The sequence below is a fragment of the Flexivirga sp. G2 genome (assembly GCF_055397625.1).
Window position 1 is genome coordinate 1,134,596 of sequence record NZ_AP039675.1, and the last position, 14,499, is coordinate 1,149,094.

Sequence of the window (14,499 nt, forward strand, 5' to 3'; positions counted from 1 at the left end):
GGCTGTGAATGATTCGCCGCGGGTCGCCATCATCGGCACTCGCGGTTTTCCGAGCTATTACGGCGGTTTTGAGACGCTGGTCCGCTATCTGACGCCCTATCTTGCGGAGCGCGGCTGGGACGTCGACGTCTACAGCCGGCCCGGTCAGGTCGCCGACGAGAAGGTCCCGGTCGGTGTGACGCAGCGTTTCACGCGCGGCGTGGAGTCGAAGTCGGCCAGCACGTTGTCCTACGGTCTGACCGCGTGCACCGACGCAGCGCGCCGCAAGCCGGATGTCGCGCTGATCATGAATGTCGCCAACGGCTATTTCCTACCGGTGCTGAAGGCACGTGGCATTCCTGTCGTGCTCAACGTGGACGGCCTGGAGTGGGAGCGCGAGAAGTGGAGCACACCGGCGAAGCGGGTCTTCCGCACAGGTGCAACCCTGACGGCGAAGTTCGCCGACACGCTGATCGCGGACTCGGTCGAGATCGGCCGGCACTGGAAGGACAACTTCGGCCGCGAAAGCACCTTCATCCCGTATGGCGGCACGGTGCCGGACGAGCGGGACACCCACCTCGTGGAGGAACGCCTCGGTCTGTCGGCCGGCAGCTATGTCCTCGCGGTGGCCCGTTTCGTGCCCGAGAACACCATGCAGGAGTTCTTCGACGCGGTCCGGCTGATGGATCCCGCGACGCCGGTCGTGGTGGTGGGCAGTGCTCCGGCCGGTGACCCGATCCAGGAGTCGGCCGAAGCACTCGCGAAGGACCGTCCGAACGTTCGCCTGCTCGGGCATGTCAGCGACGACGAGTTCCTGCATGCACTGTGGTCCAACGCCGGCGTCTACTTCCACGGCCACAGTGTCGGCGGCACCAACCCCGCACTCGTCCAGGCGATGGCCTGCGGAGCGCCGGTCGTCGCCCGGGACACCGTCTTCAACCGTGAAGTCCTCTGCGACAGTGGCGAATTCGCGGCACCGACCGCCGCCGCCATCGCGCAGCGCATTGCCACAGTGCTGCACGACGAGGACCGTCGCACTGGTCTTTCCCGGGCCGCACGCGCCCGTGGCGAGTCGGACTACTCCTGGGACGATGTCCTGAACTTGTACGAAGAGCGGCTGCGCAATGCGGTCGGGCTCGCGGCACCGGTTAGCTTGCCGCATGGCTGAACTCTCCGTCGGCTGTGTGATGGTCACACACAACGGTGCGCGGTACCTCGGAGAGCAGCTGGATTCAATGATCAACCAAACCCGGCCACTGGACGAGGTGGTCCTTGTCGACGACCACTCGACGGACGAATCGGTCGAGATGGTCGCGTCCGCGTTGACGGACACGGCTGCGTTGCGAATCGTGGGTGCTCCCACCCTTCCGCGCCACGCGGGTCTCTACACCAGGATCGCTCAGAACTTCGCGGCGGGCATGGCGGCGGCGGGCACCGACATCGTGATTCTGGCCGACCAGGACGATGTCTGGCTGTCGCATCGGGCCGCAGCTCACCATGCATGGTTTGAGGCGAAGCCGAAGTGCGCAATGGTCGCCGCAGATGGTTCGTTGATCGATGCGCAGTCCCGACCGACCGGCGCGACCTTGCGGGACGAGTACCCGGTTCCTGAGGCCTGGGCGACCTTGGCGCACGCTGAGCGGATGCGGTACGCGCTCGCTCACCCAATCGCCACGGGTGCGGCGTCAGCGGTGATGCCGGACCGGATTCTGGGTGGAGGTTCGGTGCCGCAGGGCTGGCTGCATGACAGGTGGTACTCGTTGTCGGCGGTCGCGAACGATCAGATGGGTGTCGATCCGTCCGTTCTCGTGAAATATCGGACGCACGGACGACAGGTCGTGGGTATGTCGGGCGCGGCCGATTCTTCCTCGCCACTGCGCCGATCTCGCCGACGCCTGACCCAACCGCTGTTGGCAATGAAGAAGTTCGTCGATCTCAGCGGCCTCGCGATGGACAGCGAGTTGGGGTACCGGTCGTCGTACATGTTCCCTCGGTCACTCGGCGCTGCCTTGGCCCGCGGAGAGTCTGGCGAGCAATGAATCGAAGCGCACACATGAATCTCGCCGGTAACCAAGGCGTCCCAGTAAGTCGAGTGATCGAGGGAGTTGCCTGGTCGGTGCCACCTAACGCGGCACGCCACACGCGTCCCGTGCAACTCGTCAACCAACTCAGCCGGATGGGTTTGATCAGCGAGAAGACCGTATTCGTCCACGCAGGTCGAGCACCTTCTGCCGGTACCCACCAGATTCGTGCACGCGCGCCCTGGTATCCGACCGTCCCGCGATCCGACGGAGCATGGGCGGTCCTTTCTCCGGTCTTCCGCGGCGTCAGAGATGCCGTTTGGCGTGACTACTACGACGACTGGTCGATCGCGCCGGACATCAATCCGCTACATCGAGCGATCGCAAGTGCGACCTACCGCACGATGAGCCGGGTGGGGCAAGAAGCCTCCACCACCATCACGGTCAACACTTCGTACATGGCCCGCAAGCTCGGGCTTGCTGATAGCCACATCATCCCGAACGGAGTTGACCCCAGTCTCGCCGACGTCCCGATCGCAGGCGACTCCCTTCAGCGGCTCGTCGTGCTCGGGACCTTCATGGACGGTCGCACGGACTGGGACATGCTGCGCAACTTCGTGCTTTCCGGTCGCTGGCGTGAGGTCCTGATCGGGGCACCCGGCACAAGCGCAGCGATGCTGGACATCCTGAAGCAAGCCGAGCGGCGTACGGACGTGAGTTTGAGGGTCGTTGACTGGTTGCCAGTGTCCGACCTAGGACACGTCGCGGGGTCGAGGACCGTATGCCTGATACCGCATCTCGTCAACGACTACACGTTGAGCCAGGACCTCATGAAGGCCTACCAGTTCGCGGCATTGGGCCTACCGACAATCGTGCCCACTGCGCTGATTCCGCCCGGCCTCGGGGCGGCTCCGTTGGTGGGCTTTGTTCCTGACCAGACCGTGACTGACCTCAAGATTCCGCCGCTTCTCGCTGTACCGGACCGCGTGGCGTTCTGCAGGACGAATTCCTGGGCCGTGCGCGCGCAGGGTGTCGCTGATCTCATGGCCGCGAATATTGGACTCTGATATGACAAAACTAGTCGCAGTACTGGCCATTTGCATCGTTGCGCCCCTCGTGCTCGGTCGCGTGAAGGGTGCGATATTCAACATTTCCGTGTTTGCGTTCCTGTTCCCGCGAACTCTTCATGAACTCAATTCGGTTCCGCTAGGAACGTTCGGCGATCTGAGCACTCCGAATTTGACGATAACCTCCTATACGATCGCAGTCGCCGTTGCGTTGATCGGTATATTCACCGCACCGCCGGAGCACAGGACATCGCGGCTTCCGCGCGCGTTCTGGGCCGTCATCATCGGATCATTCGCACTACTTTTTTATGTGTGGGCACCGGATAGTGAATCATGGTCAGGAATGATCGCGGTGCTGACGGGTATTGGGGCCTGGGCCGCTGGTTCCTTCGTCGGGCGCGAGTTGTTCGACGACGTAGACATCACCCGGTTCACCGCGAAACTCTTCTCGCTGATCTTGATGATCGAACTAGCCGTTGAGGTGTTGGAATATCGCCGAATCCATCTCCCGGAGCAACTGACCAGTACGGGCCGCGTGACGACAGCTGACGCTGGGCGCGTTTTCGGTACGATCGGGCACCCTGCAAACCTGAGCAAGATTGCCTTCATGATGGTCGTCGTCCTGCTCGTACTGGCGTTGAGTTCGGACAGAATTACACGAAAATACGCCTATATCGGTGTCACGCTTGCGATCCCGGTCGTCGGAATGACGGTCAGTCGTGCAAATACTGTCGCGCTCGTCAGTCTCCTCGTGTTCTGGGCGTTCTTCGCCTCTCGCGGGATACCCAGCACTCTGCGCACGATCATCGTCATCGGGGTCGGCGTGGGCCTTGGTGTGTTCTTTCAACAGTTCGACAGTCGAATCGCCGAAGACCCCAACGGTGGTGCGCGACCGGAGTTGCTATCGGCCGGTATTGAGCAGTTGTGGCGGTCGCCGTACACCGGAACGGGTCCGAACAGGTACATCGACGTCGTGTCGAAATTCTCGGCCGATACGGCCCTCGGCTATCCCGTGCACAACGTATTCCTCTTCACCGCATGCTCCATCGGGATCCCGTTGGCGATACTCATGTTCATACCGCACGTTCAATTGATTGTCAGAAGCATGCGGGCACGGAAGCAGGACCCGGCCGCGCTTGTTGTTTTGATGGCCGCGCCAGGAATGCTCGTGATCTTGTTGACCGGCTGGGCGATGATGTCAATGTTCCTGCTGGTGACGTGGTTCTTCGTCGCTGGAGCCTTTTTTGCGCGGATCAGCGGTCAGTCGTCGCTTTCCGATGATCGTACGGTCGAAGGTGAAACCTCACACGTCCGTGTGACACAGAGGTCGTTGTGACCCAGGAGTCGGATCAGGCAACAAGCCACCGAGTCGGCGGTGGTGTCGCAGTCCGCGGAGCATCGCTGACGCTCGCAGGGCAGTGGACGAAGTTCATGCTCCAAGCCGCGTCGATGATCGTCCTGGCGCGGATACTGTCCCCGGTAGATTTCGGGCTCTACTCACTGGCCTTTGTCTTCGTGGGGGCGGCCCAGCTCTTGTCGGACTTCGGATTTTCGTCTGCCACGATTCAGGCTCCTCGCATCAGCCGTCAACAACAAACCAACCTGTTCTGGCTGAACACTTCGGTCAGCCTGATCATTGCAGTCTTGGTCATCGTGTCTCGCCGGCAAGTTTCAGACTTCTTCAACGCGCCGAAGCTGTCCGCGATACTTGCGGCTATCGCTGTCGTTTTCGTGGTGCAAGCGATGACCGCTCAATTCTCAGCGAGCGCGTCCCGTAGCTTGAAGTTCGCCCAACTCGCAGTCGCCGACGTCCTGAGTCAGGTGGTCGGGGTATCAACTGCGATCATTGCCGCCGTGCTGGGCGCCGGCGTCTGGGCCCTTGTCGCACAGCAGGCAGCCGCAGCGGCCGTCGTGCTCGTCGTCCTCGTACGCGCGAGTGAGTGGTCGCCGGGGCTGCCCCGCCGGGCGCCCATGAGATCACTGGTCGTTTTTGGTGGCAATACCTTCGGTGTGCAGTTGCTGAGTTTCGTGAGCTCAAACGTTGATTCACTCTTTGTCGGCCGGGTGCTTGGCCCGATTCCGCTCGGCGTCTATGACAAGGGCTTCCAGTTCCTCAAGATGCCGGTACAGCAGATCGCTACCCCGTTGACTCGAGTGGCGTTGCCGGTGTTGTCCAGGATGCAGGGGCGGCCACGGCGCTTTTCCAGGGCGGTCCGGACGGCTCAGTTGTGCCTGGCGTATTCGCTCGGAGGAGTGTTCGCAGTCGCCGGCGGTTTGGCGCACGCCCTACTACCGATGCTCCTCGGACCAGGCTGGTCGGAGTCCGCATCAGTGTTCCAGGTGTTGGCGATCGGTGGCGTGTTTCAGGCTCTGGGTTACGTCTACTACTGGACCTTCATGGCGCTGGGGATGACGGGGATCCAGTTGCGCTACTCGATCGTCACGAGAGCGATTCTGGTCGTGCTCATTGCGGTCGCCGTATCACACGGGATCGTTGCGGTCTCCTGGGCCGTAACCGTCAGCTTCATCCTCAACTGGGTGGTCCTCACCTGCCTGCCGATGCGTCGAGCAGGGATCAAGGCCGCCGACCTCGTCCTCGGCGTTGCCCGACCGATGGTGCTGGCGATAAGTGCGTTCGCTCTGACATGGGAGGTCCAACGGCTGATGACATCGCACGGCATCCCGAACGCTGCGACCGTGGTGGCAGGGCTTGGTCTTGGCGTGATCGCGTACGGCATAGTGCTCTTTGCCGTGCCTGGTTTCGTCGACGACCGTCACGTTGTCATTGATGTTGTTCGCAAGATACGGAAGTAGCAATGGTCGAGGTTGTCCACTGGAATCCCCGTTCGAGGGTTATCCGGGGCCATGAGTTCGGAAGGCGACGCAACAATTTCGGCGACCTGCTCGGTCCGGTCATCGTCGATGCGATATGTCGCAGCCGGGGGTTAGAGCCTCGCTCGCGTGATGACCGGCGCCTGCTCTGTGTCGGTTCGGTGCTCCACTTCGCGCACGACGGCGACACAGTGTGGGGTTCAGGAGTCAACGGGAAGATCGGCGCCGGCGAGTACTCGTTCGACAGGCTGGACCTGAGAGCAGTACGCGGACCTCGCACGCGCGATTGGCTCCTGGCTCGGGGCCTTGCCGCTCCAGAGGTCTATGGGGACCCAGCGCTGCTGCTTCCGATCCTGTTTCCGCAGTTGAGAGCTACCGAGAAGCATCGTGAGCTCGCAATAGTTCCGAACCTGCACGACGCATGGAAGTTTCGCAGTCACGCGGACTTCGTGAATCCCCAGTGGAATTGGCGCCGCGTAGTACGTGAGATCACGGGCGCTGAGATCGTCGTGGGCTCGTCTCTGCATGGATATGTCATTGGACAAGCATTCGGAATTCCTGCGGCGCTCATGACCTCGGACTCCGAGCACCCCTTCAAATACCTCGACTATGTCGAGGGCACTGGTGGATCAGTGGTGCAGCCGGAGGCATCGCTGGCGGCCGCGATCAACTCCGCGCGGGCCGTTGCGCGACGTCGCGAGGATCCATTGGCCGCGTGGAATGCGCAGAGCCTTCTCAAGGCGTTTCCGGAGGATCTGTGGTGTCAACCGGTATCGGAGGCCCGGTGATGCGGCGCCCGGTTGTGATGATGTCCTTCACTCTCGATGGCGCAGGCCAGATGAATCCCTACGTCCGGCAACTCGTCAGTGGGTTGACGTCGGCTGCTGACGTTGAGGGCTTTTCGTGGCGGCGCCTGCTCATCGGACGCATCGATGTGCTTCACGTGCATTGGCCAGAACAGCTGATGCGGGGAAGCTCGTGTCTCGTCAGGGCCGTGAAGGCGGCACTCCTGAGCGCGTTCTTAATCTCCCATCGTTGGCGGGGGATCCGTATTGTCCGCACCGTCCACAACTCGACGCCACACGAACCAGCGGACGCGATGGAGCGTTGGATGTCACGCTGGCTCGACCGCTCCACAAGTGAGCGCATCTACCTCCACGATGGTGTGGAGACCAGCAGCCGAGACCGAGTGATTCTGCATGGCCACTACCGCGACTACTACGACCAGTTCCGTTCCGATCCAGCGACCGTTCGAGGGCGACTGCTGTTCTTCGGGCTCATTCGCAGCTACAAAGGCGTGGATCAGCTTCTGTCGGCTTTCGAGACGGCACGGCAGGGTCATGCCCTCGAGGGCATCAGCCTCCGACTCGCCGGGCATGGCGTAGATCCGGCACTTGTGTCCAGGATCGAGGCTGCCGTCGAAGCTCGTTCAGATGTCTCCGCGCAGATCGAGCTTCTGTCTGACGCAGCGCTGGTCAAGGAGATCGAGCAATCGGAGGTCGTTGTCCTCCCGTACCTCCGAATGGAGAATTCTGGTGCCCTCCTCGCGGCACTTTCCTTGGCTCGACCCGTCGTAGTTCCTGACAGCCCGATGACCCGCCAGGTTGAGGACGAGGTCGGACCAGGCTGGGTCTTTCGGTACCGACCTCCGCTGACCGCGGCTTCACTCACGACCGTCGTCGATGCAGCGCGTGAACAGCGGCCTCGCCAGAGTCCGAATTTGTCGGCCCGCGAGTGGCCCGATGCACTCGCTGCGCACTGGGAGGCCTACGGCTTCGGCCCTGAATTCAAGCTAGCCGAGTCGATGCGAAACAGTGATCAGACCACGAGCGGTTCGGTCGGCGGCCGCAACTGAAGAACCTCTCGACGGTGTGCATCTAGGTAGTCGTATGTGAGCTCGTCGTATTTCTTCAACGTCTCGGCCGTCGGCCATGGCGCCGACGGATTGAGGTTGCTGATCACACCGACACCCTGATCGGCGTCGATGGTGACGAAGTCGAGATCGGGGCGTTCTGCCTGAATATAGGCACCGATCTTCCAGACGTCGCCATTCCAGGCCTGTCCCTGAATGAAAACATCCTGCAGTTCGCGGGTCTTCGGGTTCATGTCGTCCAGCAGAATCACTGCCCCCGGAGCCGAATAGCGCTCGATGTTGAGGACGTCCCGCAGCGCCTGCTCGAACCAGTGCAGGCCGTCGACAAGGCCGACGTCGATGGGGTTGTCCTTGAGGACCCGGTCAGCGTCCTCGGCGAAGAACTCGTCCGAAGGCTTGTTGAAGAACTGCTCGCCATCGCGGAGCCTCGTCATGGACTTGTGCTGGTACGGATCAATGCCGATCTTCTTCGCCGCGGTCACCGCTCGGAAGCTGTCGCCGTCTCGTACGCCGATCTCGAGATAGACCGGATCACTGCGTGATTCAAGGACCTGCTGGGTGTAGGTCTCCTTGCAATCTTGCGGCTTCAATCGACGGCGCGCACGGCGCTTCAGTCGAGCGATCATCGGATCCATGGGAGGAGGATACGTGCCGCTACGCGCTTGTTGGAGCGAGACGCGGTCAAACGCGAACTTACGCGTCGAGCTGCAGCCAGCTCTGCCAGCCGGCGTGCAGAACGAGCCACGCGATGAGGCCGTAGCCGGCCTGGCCGGGGTGCATGCCGTCACCGGACGCCAGGTCCGCGTGCCACTGGTCGTGGCCGAGCAGCGGGCGGAAGCAGTCGACATACGTGACGCCGCGGCGTGAGCAGACGTCGGCCTGTGCGTCGACGAGGGTCTGCAGCCGGTCGTTGGTCTCGGCGTCGATCGTCGGGGAGGGGCCCACGACATACGAGGAGATCGCGGAGGACGAGGCGTCGTCCAGGATGTTCGCGAGGTTGAGCCGCGAGCGTGCGGTCGTCAGACCCTGCGCGATGTCATTGAGGCCGACACTGACCACCAGGCGACGTTCGTTGGCCTTCTCCCACCGCGGCTCGCACTCGCTCTGCCAGCGGGCGAGCACGTCGGTCGAGCTCTGGCCCCGTATGCCGAGGTTGTAACTGGCGAGGTCGATGCCCGAATGCGGGGTGCGGGCCACGACACGGGAAACCCAGCCGAGAGCCTTCGGGTCGCCCAAGCCTGCGACGAAAGAGTCGCCCACGAAGCACAAGCCGACCTTGCGGTCGCCTTCGGTGACGTGAAAGCGAGCAGTGGGACTGAACTCGGGTTCGCTGCCGTCGTGGTGGTTTGTCACGTGGGACATTCTCACTCATCCTCGTCGTCGAGGCGGGCAAGCCACGTCGCGAGTCGCTCCACAGGGGTTTCGAATTCGGGGTTCAGATCGACGAATGTGCGCATTTGATCGGCCAGCCAGCCGAGGCTGACCTCCTCATCGCCGCGTCGCTGGGCGAGTTCTTCGATGCCACGGTCCGTGAAGTACACGCTTGAGAATGTATAACCGCGGTGGGGAGGTTTCGAGACGCGGCTCGTTCCTCGCCGCTCCTCAACCATCTTGCCTTCGTGGTCTCGATACGGGGCTCGTTCCTCGCCCTACTCGACCGACTCGCGTTCGTCGCCGCTCCTCAACCACCTCTGTCGTCGGGCATGATGAGCGCGCCGCTGGTTGCTGTCGGGAGGGTCGCGATGTCCGAGACACCTGTTTCTGCTGACGTTGTCGTCGTCGGCGCCGGCTTGTCCGGTCTGTATGCCGCACGTGAAGTGCTTCGTGCCGGGCTGGAGCCGATCGTGCTGGAGGCCGATGACCGGGTCGGCGGGCGGATCCTCACCCAGCAGGTCGCGCCGGGTGTCGACGTCGAGATCGGGGCGCAGTGGATCGGCGACACCCACCACCGGATGCGTGCGTTGGCGGCGGAACTCGGGGTCGACACGTTCGCGCAGTTCGAGGAGGGCGAGGCGACCTACGAGCTGCTCGGTGCGCCGGTGCAGCGGGAGAACGACTTCCACGGCATGCACGCCACCGAGCTGACCGCGCTCGATCAGGCTCTCGCCGAGCTGGACCGGCTCTCCCAGCAGGTCCCGCTCGACGCACCGTGGGATGCCGAGCACGCCGCCGAATGGGACGCGATCACCGCCGCACAGTGGCTGGCCGCACAGCAGCTGCCACCGGTCGCCGAGCGGCTGCTCGAGATCTGCACGGTCGGCATCCTCGCGGTCCCCATGGCCGAGGTGTCGCTGCTCGACATGCTCTACAACCTGCAGACCTGCGGCGTCGGAGCGCAACTGTTCGCCGAGTCCGAGGGCGGCGCGCAGACGACCCGCTTCGTCGGTGGCAGCAGCCGGATCCCGCAGGCGCTCGCCGACCAGTTGGGGGAGCGGGTGAGGCTCGGGCAGCCGGTCATGCTCATCGAGCACACGCCCGAGTCGGTGACGGTCCACTGCCGCGGGGGACTGGTCGTCCGCGCCCGACGCGTGATCGTCGCGCTCGCACCGACGCTCGGCGCGCGCATCATGTACGACCCGCCGCTGCCCGGCGTCCGCGACCAACTCACCCAGCGGATGCCGCAGGCCTCCGCCATGAAGGCGTTTCTCACGTATGACGAACCCTTCTGGCGCGCGAACGGGCTGAGCGGACAACTTATTTCGGACCTCGGACCGTCGCGTATGTCGAACGACACGAGTCCGGCCGACGCGTCATACGGGCAGTTGCTGCTCTTCCTGGAGGGCGAGCAGGCACGTACCTTCGGGCGGTGGCCGGAGGCCGAGCGTCGCGCGGCGCTGATCGCGGAAGCGGTGCGGCACTTCGGCCCGCGAGCGGCCGAGCCGACGCACTATGTCGACGGCGAGTGGTCCGACCGGCAATGGACCCGTGGGTGTTACAACGCGAACATGGGGCCGCTGGTGTGGACCAACTTCGGGCGCGCGCTGACCCCGCCCATCGGGCCGATCCATTGGGCGTCGACCGAGACCGCCACGCACTGGAGCGGTTACATGGAGGGCGCGGTCGATGCCGCCGACCGGGCGGCCGGTGAAGTGATCAGGCGACTCGAGCTGGTCGAGCGTCGTCCTGAGTAGCCGCGAGGCACGAGCGGCGGATCGAAGGGTAGGCAATCAAAGCTGGTCGAGTGCCGGAGGAGCGAAGCGGGGGAGGTGTATCGAGACCCGCGGGGTTTCGAGACGCGGCTCGGCCAGCGCCTCGCCGCTCCTCAACCACCTTGGAGGGGCGGGGTTTCGAGACGCGGCTCGGCCAGCGCCTCGCTGCTCCTCAACCACCTTGGAGGGGCGGGGTTTCGACACGGGCTCGTTCCTCGCCCTACTCAACCCGCAGTAGGTGCGAATTCCGCGGCTGAAAAATGGCGCCATTCCGGGCCGTGTCCATGGTTTGATCACGAAGGCAACGAAATCCGTGACTTGGTTGTCGGCGGCAGGTGGCCATGCCAGGATTCTTCGGATCCTCCTCGGAAGGGCATCCCTTGACCAGATCCTCCGGTGCGTCGCGTTCTGTCGACCGACGCTCTGTCCTCAAATGGGGTGCTGCCGGTGCCTTCGGGCTCGGCAGCGTCGCCGTATTGCCGGCCTTCGGCACGCCCAGTCTCAAGCAGAGCCCGTCGTCGTGCCGGGTGCGCGACCGGTCCTCGGACAAGCGGCTCTACGTCTCCAACTGGCCGCTCTACATCGACCAGCCGGAGAAGGGCTCGAAGACCAAGACCACGATGCAGGACTTCGAGGCCCAGACCGGCATCAGGGTGACCTACACCGAGGACATCAACGACAACGACGAGTTCTTCGCCAAGGTCAAGAACCAGCTCGGTGGTTGTCAGAGCACCGGCCGTGACCTGATGGTCCTCACCGGCTGGATGGCCGCCCGGATGATCGACCTCGGCTGGATCCAGCCGCTCGACGCGGCGAAGGTGCCCAACCTGCACAAGAACCTGCTCGACCAGTACCGCAACGTCGACTTCGACCCGACGCGCAAGTACTCCGCGCCATGGCAGGGCGGCCTGGCCGGCATCGCCTACAACAAGAAGGTGCTGCCCAAGGGCGTGCACAACGTCACCGACCTGCTGACCCGCAGCGACCTGAACGGGCGGATCTCGGTGCTCATCGAGATGCCGGACACGATGGGTCTGGTGCTGCTGTCCGACGGTGCCGACCCGTCGAAGTTCACCGACGCCGAGTGGCAGCGCGCGATCGAGAAACTGCGAAAGTCCCGGGAGAGCGGTCAGATTCGCGCCTTCACCGGCAACGACTACATCAACGACCTGTCGGCCGGGAACCTCAAGGCGTCCATCGCGTGGTCCGGTGACATCGCCGCGTCGGGTGACAAGAACCTCGTCTTCGTGACGCCCGAGGAGGGCGCCATGATCTGGTCCGACAACATGCTGGTCCCGAACATGGCGCAGCACGAGATGAACGCCGAGGAGTGGATCAACTACTACTACGAGCCGGAAGTCGCCGCGCGCCTGGCGGCATACAACAACTACATCTGCCCGGTGAAGGGTGCGCAGGAGGCGATGGCGAAGGTCGACAAGTCACTCGTCGACAACCAACTGATCTTCCCCTCCGAGAAGACGCTGAAACAGACCCACTCCTTCATGACCCTGCCCGAATACAAAGAGCGCGACTACAAGGGAGACTTCAATGACGTCCAAGGCGGATGAGGGTGGCAGGGACCTGCGAATCTCGCAGCTGACAAAGGAATTCGCCACTTTCACCGCCGTGAAGTCGCTCGACCTGGTCGTGCCGCAGGGTTCCTTCTTCGCGCTGCTCGGCCCGTCCGGCTGCGGCAAGACCACGACGTTGCGGATGGTGGCCGGCCTCGAGCGGCCGACCTCGGGCACCATCCACCTCGGCGATCTCGACATCACCTACGACAAGCCCTACCGGCGACCGGTCAACACCGTCTTCCAGAGTTATGCGCTCTTCCCGCACCTCACCATCGCCGACAACGTCGCGTTCGGACTGCGGCGACGTGGCAAGAAGGAAGTGAAGTCGGCCGTCGACCAGATGCTCGAGCTGGTCGAGCTGCAGCCACAGGCGAAGAAGAAACCGGCCCAGCTCTCCGGTGGTCAGCAGCAGCGCGTGGCGCTCGCCCGTGCGCTGATCAACCGCCCCGAGGTGCTCCTGCTCGACGAACCGCTCGGAGCACTGGACCTGAAACTGCGTCGCGCAATGCAGTTGGAACTCAAGCGGATTCAGACCGAGGTCGGTCTCACCTTCGTGCACGTCACCCACGATCAGGAGGAGGCCATGACCATGGCCGACACCATCGCGGTGATGAATGGCGGAGTCATCGAGCAGATGGGCGCACCCAGCGAGCTCTACGAGAATCCGAAGACCACGTTCGTCGCGAACTTCCTCGGTCAGTCCAACCTGATCGCCACCACGATCCACGGTCACGAGGGTGAGTTCGTGGTCGGTGACATGCACGGCACCAAGGTGTCGGTGCCGGTCGATCGTGCGCACAGCGACTCGGGGGAGGGCTGGCTCGGCATACGCCCGGAGAAGGTGCTGGTCGCACCCGAGGGCGAAACCATCGACGCACCCGGCAACTCGCTCAGCGGTGGCGTGATCACCGACGCCAGCTTCATCGGCGTCAGTACGCAGTACCAAGTGCGTATGCCGTGGGGCCAGGAGCTGATGGCGTTCGAGCAGAACACCGGCGCTCGCGGCGTCCTGCCGACCGGCACCAAGGTCTCGGTGTCGTGGCGCCCGGAGTACGCGTTCCTGCTCGACGCCAGCCAGGACGTCAACGCCGGCATCCAGGACGACTGATGAAACGCAAGTACACCGGTTACCTGCTGCTGGCCCCGGCAGCCCTCTGGCTGGGGTTGTTCTTCGTCATACCGTTCTATTCGCTGGTCGCCGCGAGCCTCTTCAACCCCAAGGGTTCGATCAACACCGGCTACCACATGACGTGGCACGTGCAGAACTTCCCGCACGTCATCGACAAGTACTGGCCGTTCATCCTGCGCTCGCTGGTGTATGGCGTCATCGCGACCCTGCTGTGCCTGCTGATGGGCTACGTGCTGGCCTATGCGATCGCGTTCAAGGCCGGCAGGTGGCGCAACCTGCTGCTGGTGCTGGTCGCCGCGCCGTTCTTCACCAGCTTCCTGGTGCGGACCTTGTCCTGGAAGCTGATCCTGGGTGACGACTCGGTCATCGTGAACTCGCTGAAGACCGTCCACGTGCTCGGCCACGACGGGCACCTGCTGGCCACGCCGGTCGCGGTCATCGCGGGCCTCACCTACAACTTCCTGCCGTTCATGGTGCTGCCGCTCTACGCCAGCCTGGAGAAGATGGACCCGCGGCTCATCGAGGCAGCCGGAGACCTGTATTCCACTCCGGCCAAAGCGTTTTGGAAGGTCACCTTCCCGCTGTCACTGCCCGGTGTCGTGTCCGGGACGCTGATGACGTTCATCCCCGCGACCGGTGACTACATCAACGCGCAGCTGCTCGGCAGTCCGAACCAGCGGATGGTCGGCAACGTCATACAAGACCTCTTCACCACCAGCAACGACTACGCCGCTGCCGGTGCGCTGTCGGTCGTGTTGATGGTGATCATCCTGGTGATGGTGATGATCTGGATCCGTAAGAGCGGCACGGAGGACCTGGTATGAACCACCCCACGAAGTTCTCCGCTCCTTCGTCGCTCCGATACTTCGCGGGGG

The 14,499-nt window shown here is 63.4% G+C and carries 14 protein-coding genes; 11 read left to right on the plus strand and 3 right to left on the minus strand.

The features are described from left to right. The first annotated feature begins 4 nt into the window (after positions 1-4). From ACZ50J_RS05610 to ACZ50J_RS05640, 7 genes are all read left to right on the plus strand, one after another. Positions 5-1,147, plus strand: coding sequence for a DUF1972 domain-containing protein (locus tag ACZ50J_RS05610; RefSeq protein ID WP_464300285.1), 1,143 nt, complete (start codon positions 5-7; stop codon positions 1,145-1,147). Further along, positions 1,104-2,018, plus strand: coding sequence for a glycosyltransferase (locus ACZ50J_RS05615; protein WP_464300286.1), 915 nt, complete (start codon positions 1,104-1,106; stop codon positions 2,016-2,018). Before ACZ50J_RS05610 ends, ACZ50J_RS05615 begins: the two co-directional genes overlap by 44 nt. A gap of 110 nt (positions 2,019-2,128) precedes the next feature. Continuing rightward, positions 2,129-3,067: a hypothetical protein gene (locus ACZ50J_RS05620; protein ID WP_464300287.1), complete on the plus strand. Its 939-nt coding sequence runs from the start codon at positions 2,129-2,131 to the stop codon at positions 3,065-3,067. Position 3,068: 1 nt separating this feature from the next. Continuing rightward, the gene (locus tag ACZ50J_RS05625) at positions 3,069-4,403 is read left to right on the plus strand and encodes an O-antigen ligase family protein (RefSeq protein ID WP_464300288.1); all 1,335 of its coding nucleotides are present in this window, start codon (positions 3,069-3,071) and stop codon (positions 4,401-4,403) included. Continuing rightward, entirely contained in the window at positions 4,400-5,881 is a 1,482-nt protein-coding gene (locus ACZ50J_RS05630) for a lipopolysaccharide biosynthesis protein (protein ID WP_464300289.1), read from the plus strand. Before ACZ50J_RS05625 ends, ACZ50J_RS05630 begins: the two co-directional genes overlap by 4 nt. A 2-nt stretch (positions 5,882-5,883) precedes the next feature. After that, entirely contained in the window at positions 5,884-6,687 is an 804-nt protein-coding gene (locus ACZ50J_RS05635; protein WP_464300290.1) for a polysaccharide pyruvyl transferase family protein, read from the plus strand. Beyond that, positions 6,660-7,754 (plus strand): glycosyltransferase, encoded by a 1,095-nt coding sequence (locus ACZ50J_RS05640; protein WP_464300291.1) that lies wholly within the window; start codon positions 6,660-6,662, stop codon positions 7,752-7,754. Before ACZ50J_RS05635 ends, ACZ50J_RS05640 begins: the two co-directional genes overlap by 28 nt. On the opposite strand, the gene ACZ50J_RS05645 is transcribed toward ACZ50J_RS05640, so the two are convergent. Genes ACZ50J_RS05645 through ACZ50J_RS05655 form a run of 3 tightly spaced genes read right to left on the minus strand, consistent with a single transcriptional unit; the run spans position 7,718 to position 9,313 of the window. Next, complete coding sequence (locus ACZ50J_RS05645) at positions 7,718-8,407, minus strand: class I SAM-dependent methyltransferase (RefSeq protein ID WP_464300292.1); 690 nt, start codon at positions 8,405-8,407, stop codon at positions 7,718-7,720. The two genes, ACZ50J_RS05640 and ACZ50J_RS05645, sit on opposite strands and share 37 nt — an antisense overlap. 58 nt (positions 8,408-8,465) lie before the next feature. Next, the gene (locus tag ACZ50J_RS05650) at positions 8,466-9,134 is read right to left on the minus strand and encodes a GDSL-type esterase/lipase family protein (protein WP_464300293.1); all 669 of its coding nucleotides are present in this window, start codon (positions 9,132-9,134) and stop codon (positions 8,466-8,468) included. A gap of 2 nt (positions 9,135-9,136) precedes the next feature. Then, complete coding sequence (locus tag ACZ50J_RS05655; protein ID WP_464301318.1) at positions 9,137-9,313, minus strand: DUF6104 family protein; 177 nt, start codon at positions 9,311-9,313, stop codon at positions 9,137-9,139. 201 nt (positions 9,314-9,514) lie between these two features. Here ACZ50J_RS05655 and ACZ50J_RS05660 point away from each other — a divergent pair, with 201 nt between their 5' ends. The 4 genes from ACZ50J_RS05660 to ACZ50J_RS05675 all read left to right on the plus strand — a co-directional run bounded on the left by ACZ50J_RS05660 (position 9,515) and on the right by ACZ50J_RS05675 (position 14,448). Beyond that, on the plus strand, positions 9,515-10,903 hold the full coding sequence (locus ACZ50J_RS05660; RefSeq protein WP_464300294.1) for a flavin monoamine oxidase family protein: 1,389 nt from the start codon (positions 9,515-9,517) through the stop codon (positions 10,901-10,903). A 398-nt stretch (positions 10,904-11,301) separates the two neighbouring features. Beyond that, on the plus strand, positions 11,302-12,489 hold the full coding sequence (locus ACZ50J_RS05665) for a polyamine ABC transporter substrate-binding protein (RefSeq protein ID WP_464300295.1): 1,188 nt from the start codon (positions 11,302-11,304) through the stop codon (positions 12,487-12,489). Further along, complete coding sequence (locus ACZ50J_RS05670; protein ID WP_464300296.1) at positions 12,470-13,603, plus strand: ABC transporter ATP-binding protein; 1,134 nt, start codon at positions 12,470-12,472, stop codon at positions 13,601-13,603. The genes ACZ50J_RS05665 and ACZ50J_RS05670 overlap by 20 nt, the downstream gene beginning before the upstream one ends. Next, complete coding sequence (locus ACZ50J_RS05675) at positions 13,603-14,448, plus strand: ABC transporter permease (RefSeq protein WP_464300297.1); 846 nt, start codon at positions 13,603-13,605, stop codon at positions 14,446-14,448. The genes ACZ50J_RS05670 and ACZ50J_RS05675 overlap by 1 nt, the downstream gene beginning before the upstream one ends. Positions 14,449-14,499 lie beyond the last annotated feature (51 nt).

Coding starts and splice junctions, on each gene's coding strand:
- ACZ50J_RS05615 (WP_464300286.1), top strand. CDS start 1,104: ATGCGGTCGGGCTCGCGGCACCGGTTAGCTTGCCGCATGGCTGAACTC.
- ACZ50J_RS05625 (WP_464300288.1), top strand. CDS start 3,069: ATGACAAAACTAGTCGCAGTACTGGCCATTTGCATCGTTGCGCCCCTC.
- ACZ50J_RS05635 (WP_464300290.1), top strand. CDS start 5,884: ATGGTCGAGGTTGTCCACTGGAATCCCCGTTCGAGGGTTATCCGGGGC.
- ACZ50J_RS05645 (WP_464300292.1), bottom strand. CDS start 8,407: ATGGATCCGATGATCGCTCGACTGAAGCGCCGTGCGCGCCGTCGATTG.
- ACZ50J_RS05650 (WP_464300293.1), bottom strand. CDS start 9,134: ATGTCCCACGTGACAAACCACCACGACGGCAGCGAACCCGAGTTCAGT.
- ACZ50J_RS05660 (WP_464300294.1), top strand. CDS start 9,515: ATGTCCGAGACACCTGTTTCTGCTGACGTTGTCGTCGTCGGCGCCGGC.
- ACZ50J_RS05670 (WP_464300296.1), top strand. CDS start 12,470: ATGACGTCCAAGGCGGATGAGGGTGGCAGGGACCTGCGAATCTCGCAG.
- ACZ50J_RS05675 (WP_464300297.1), top strand. CDS start 13,603: ATGAAACGCAAGTACACCGGTTACCTGCTGCTGGCCCCGGCAGCCCTC.